We start from the raw sequence: 3,135 nt of genomic DNA, 5'->3' as shown, positions 1-3,135 counted from the left end.
GTCTGCGCGCAGGTAGGTTGACACACCAGCGAGTGTGCCGTGTGTTTCCTGCCTTGGCTGCGTCCGACGAACGAAGTCGTCGGCGCTCAGTCCGGCCCACGGCGATCTGGGCGTACGGCGTGATCGGCGTCCGCCTCGCCGAGGCCGCCCGGACCGCCGCCCGCGCCGCCGAGGCGGCCCACCGGTCCCGCCGCGACGCCCTGATCCTCCAGCTCAGCTCCGGCGGCGGTCAGGTCCCCGCCGACCGGGCCGGGTACGCCCTGCCCTACCCGGTGACCGACCGGGCGAGCGCGCTCAAGCTGGCCGTCGAGGTCGAGGAGCGGACGGCCGGGTTCTGGCGGGCCGCCCTGCCGCACACGACGGGCACCGACCGGAACCGCGCGCTGGCCGCGCTGACCGACTGCGCGCTGCGCGCCACCCGGTGGCGGCGGACGGCCGGGGTGACCCCGCTCACCGTCCCCTTCCCCGGCCGCCCGGTCTGAGCGGAGCCCCAGCTCACGGTGCGGGCGTTCCGGTTGCGGGTCGCATACCAGGTATGCATACTCCGTTTCCATGTCCATCCGTCACGGGCTGCTCGCCCTGCTCGAACGCGGCCAGATGTACGGCTACCAGCTGCGCGCCGCCTTCGAGGAGTCGACCGGCTCGACCTGGCCGCTGAACATCGGGCAGGTCTACACCACCCTCTCCCGGCTGGAGCGGGACGGCCTGGTCCGCCGCTGCCGGAGCACGAGGGTGGGCAGCGGCCGTACGAGATCACCGACGCCGGGCGGGCGGACCTGGCGCTCTGGTTCGCCACCCCGATCAGCCGCACCGACCGGCCCCGGGACGAACTGGCGATCAAGCTGGCCCTGGCGCTGACCAACCCGGGCGTGGACGTCCGCGCGGTGGTGCAGACCCAGCGCAGCGCCACCATGCGCGCGTTGCAGGAGTTGACCCGGCTGAAGTACGCCAGCGACAAGCCGGAGGACCTGCCCTGGCGGCTGGTGCTGGACGCGATGGTCTTCCAGGCCGAGGCGGAGATCCGCTGGCTCGACCACTGCGAGACGAGCCTGATCCGCTACCGCCCCGCGCCGTCCCGTCCGCCGGCGCCCGACGCCGGGGCGGTGGACCGCACCGACCAGGAGGTCCGCCGGTGAGCGCGAGGAGCGAGCCGGGCCTGCGAGCCCCGCAGTCGCGAACAGGGACCAGCACCGTGAGCGCGAGGAGCGAGCCGGGCCTGCGAGCCCCGCAGTCGCGAACGGAGACGGTCCGGTGAGCGAAGCGGGCGCGGTGCTGGAGCTGCGGGACGTGTACCGGACCCACGGCGCCGGGGAGGCCGCCGTGCACGCGCTGCGCGGGGTCAGCCTCACGGTCCGCCCCGGTGAGCTGGTCGCCGTGATGGGCCCCTCCGGCTCCGGCAAGTCCACCCTGCTCTCGCTCGCCGGCGGGCTGGACCGCCCCACCACCGGCGAGGTGCTGGTCGAGGGGGCGACGCTCGGCCGGCTGGACCGCCGGGAGCTGGCCCGGCTGCGGCGGCGGCGGGTCGGCTACGTCTTCCAGGATCTCAACCTGCTCGGCAGCCTCACCGCGGCGGAGAACGTCGCGCTGCCGCTGGAACTCGACGGGACGGGCGTCCGGCAGGCCCGCAGGCTGGCCCTGGCCGCGCTGGCCGAGGTGGACCTGACCGGGCTGGGCGACCGCTTCCCGGACCAGATGTCCGGTGGCCAGCAGCAGCGGGTGGCGATCGCCCGGGCCCTGGTGGGCGAGCGCCGGCTGGTGCTCGCCGACGAGCCGACCGGTGCGCTCGACTCGCAGGCCGGGGAGGCGGTGCTGCACCTGCTGCGCCGCCGGGTGGACGCCGGCGCGGCGGGGGTGCTGGTCACCCACGAGGCGCGGCACGCCGGCTGGGCGGACCGGGTGGTCTTCCTCCGGGACGGGGTGCTGGTCGACTCGACGGCGCCGCTGGTCGGCGTCGAGCAGCTGCTGACCGGCAGCGGGCGGTGAGTCGGGGCCGGTTCGCCGGGGCGGTCGGCTCGTGGCTGGTGGCGCTGCGCATCGCGCGGCGGGAGGCACGGCGGGCCCGTGGTCGTACCGCGCTGGTGCTGGCGATGATCACGCTGCCGGTGCTGGCGCTCAGCTTCACCGCGGTGAGCTGGGACATGGCGGAGCTGACCCGGGCGGAACAGCTGGACCGGCGGCTCGGGGGCGCCGACGCGGAGCTGCGCTGGTCGGCCGAGAACGCGCTGGTCCAGGACGCCTGGGGGGAAAGTTCCTGGCCGGCCCAGGGCGAGTCGGTGCCGCGTACCCGTCCGGTGGCCGCCGCCGAGATCACCGCGCTGCTGCCCGCGGCAGCCGGGTCAGCCGGGTCCGCTGGTGGGTGCCGTTCGAGGTACGGATCGACGACCGGAACGTGTCGTTCGACGCGCGGAGCCTGGACCTGACCGATCCGGTCGCCCGGCCGCTGGCCAGGCTGCGCGCCGGCCGGCCGCCGGCCGAGCCCACCGAGATCGCGGTCAGCCAGCGGGCCCTGCGCCGCCTGGGGGTGCCGCTCGGCGGCACGGTCCGCACCGCGGACGGCGGCGGGCCGTACCGGGTCGTCGGGGTGGTGGAGTTCCCGGACAACCTGCGCGAGGTGGTCGCGGTGCGCCCGGAGGCGCCGGCCGGGCCGGTCGCCCCGGCGGACGAGAGCTGGCTGGTGGACGTGCCCGGGCGGCTGGACCCGGCGCTGGTGGACCGGCTGAACGCGCGGGGCGTGACGGTGACCGCCCGCACCGCCGTTCCCGGCCGGGACGACGCCGCCGGCGACGGCACGCCGCTGCCGGACGCGGCGGACACGGGCAACGCGGTGCTGGTCGGCGGCCTCGGTCTGCTGGAGGTGGTGCTGCTGGTCGGGCCGGCCTTCGCGGTCGGCGTACGGCGGCGGCGCCGGGACCTCGCGCTGGTCGCGGTGGCCGGCGGGGACCGACGTGCACCTGCGCCGGGTGGTGCTGGCCGACGGAGTGGTGCTCGGCGCCGGCGGGGCGGCGCTCGGGCTGCTGCTCGGCACCGCCGCGGCGTTCGCCGGCCGGCCGCTGGTCGAGCAGTACGTCACCGCGGCCCGGTCCGGCGGATACCGCGTCTTCCCGGCCGCGCTGGCCGCGATCGGCGCGGTCGCGG

Annotated in this window: 5 protein-coding genes and 1 pseudogene; all 6 read left to right on the top strand. The window is 76.7% G+C overall.

Features of this window, described 5'->3' with window-relative positions; genetic code table 11:
- Positions 1–41: 41 nt before the first annotated feature.
- Positions 42–482, top strand: a complete 441-nt coding sequence (locus JNW87_RS36635) for a ferritin-like domain-containing protein (RefSeq protein ID WP_238455295.1) — start codon at positions 42–44, stop codon at positions 480–482.
- A gap of 70 nt (positions 483–552) precedes the next feature.
- Positions 553–858 carry a PadR family transcriptional regulator gene (locus JNW87_RS36630; protein WP_238455294.1) on the top strand — a complete coding sequence of 102 codons (306 nt, stop codon included), beginning with the start codon at positions 553–555 and terminating at the stop codon, positions 856–858.
- 11 nt (positions 859–869) lie between these two features.
- Positions 870–1,136, top strand: coding sequence for a hypothetical protein (locus tag JNW87_RS36625; RefSeq protein ID WP_238455293.1), 267 nt, complete (start codon positions 870–872; stop codon positions 1,134–1,136).
- A 115-nt stretch (positions 1,137–1,251) separates the two neighbouring features.
- Complete coding sequence (locus JNW87_RS36620; protein WP_238455292.1) at positions 1,252–1,983, top strand: ABC transporter ATP-binding protein; 732 nt, start codon at positions 1,252–1,254, stop codon at positions 1,981–1,983.
- On the top strand, positions 1,980–2,420 hold the full coding sequence (locus tag JNW87_RS41105; protein ID WP_238455296.1) for a hypothetical protein: 441 nt from the start codon (positions 1,980–1,982) through the stop codon (positions 2,418–2,420). Before JNW87_RS36620 ends, JNW87_RS41105 begins: the two co-directional genes overlap by 4 nt.
- Positions 2,357–3,135 (top strand): annotated as a pseudogene (locus JNW87_RS36610) (hypothetical protein); the annotation flags it as partial. The gene JNW87_RS41105 and the pseudogene JNW87_RS36610, both read left to right, overlap by 64 nt.

This window comes from Micromonospora sp. ATA51 (assembly GCF_016802855.1).
In the GTDB taxonomy this organism is placed as follows: domain Bacteria; phylum Actinomycetota; class Actinomycetes; order Mycobacteriales; family Micromonosporaceae; genus Micromonospora; species Micromonospora sicca.
The sequence above is the reverse complement of the archived record's forward strand: the minus strand, read 5'-3'. Positions and strand labels throughout refer to the sequence as shown.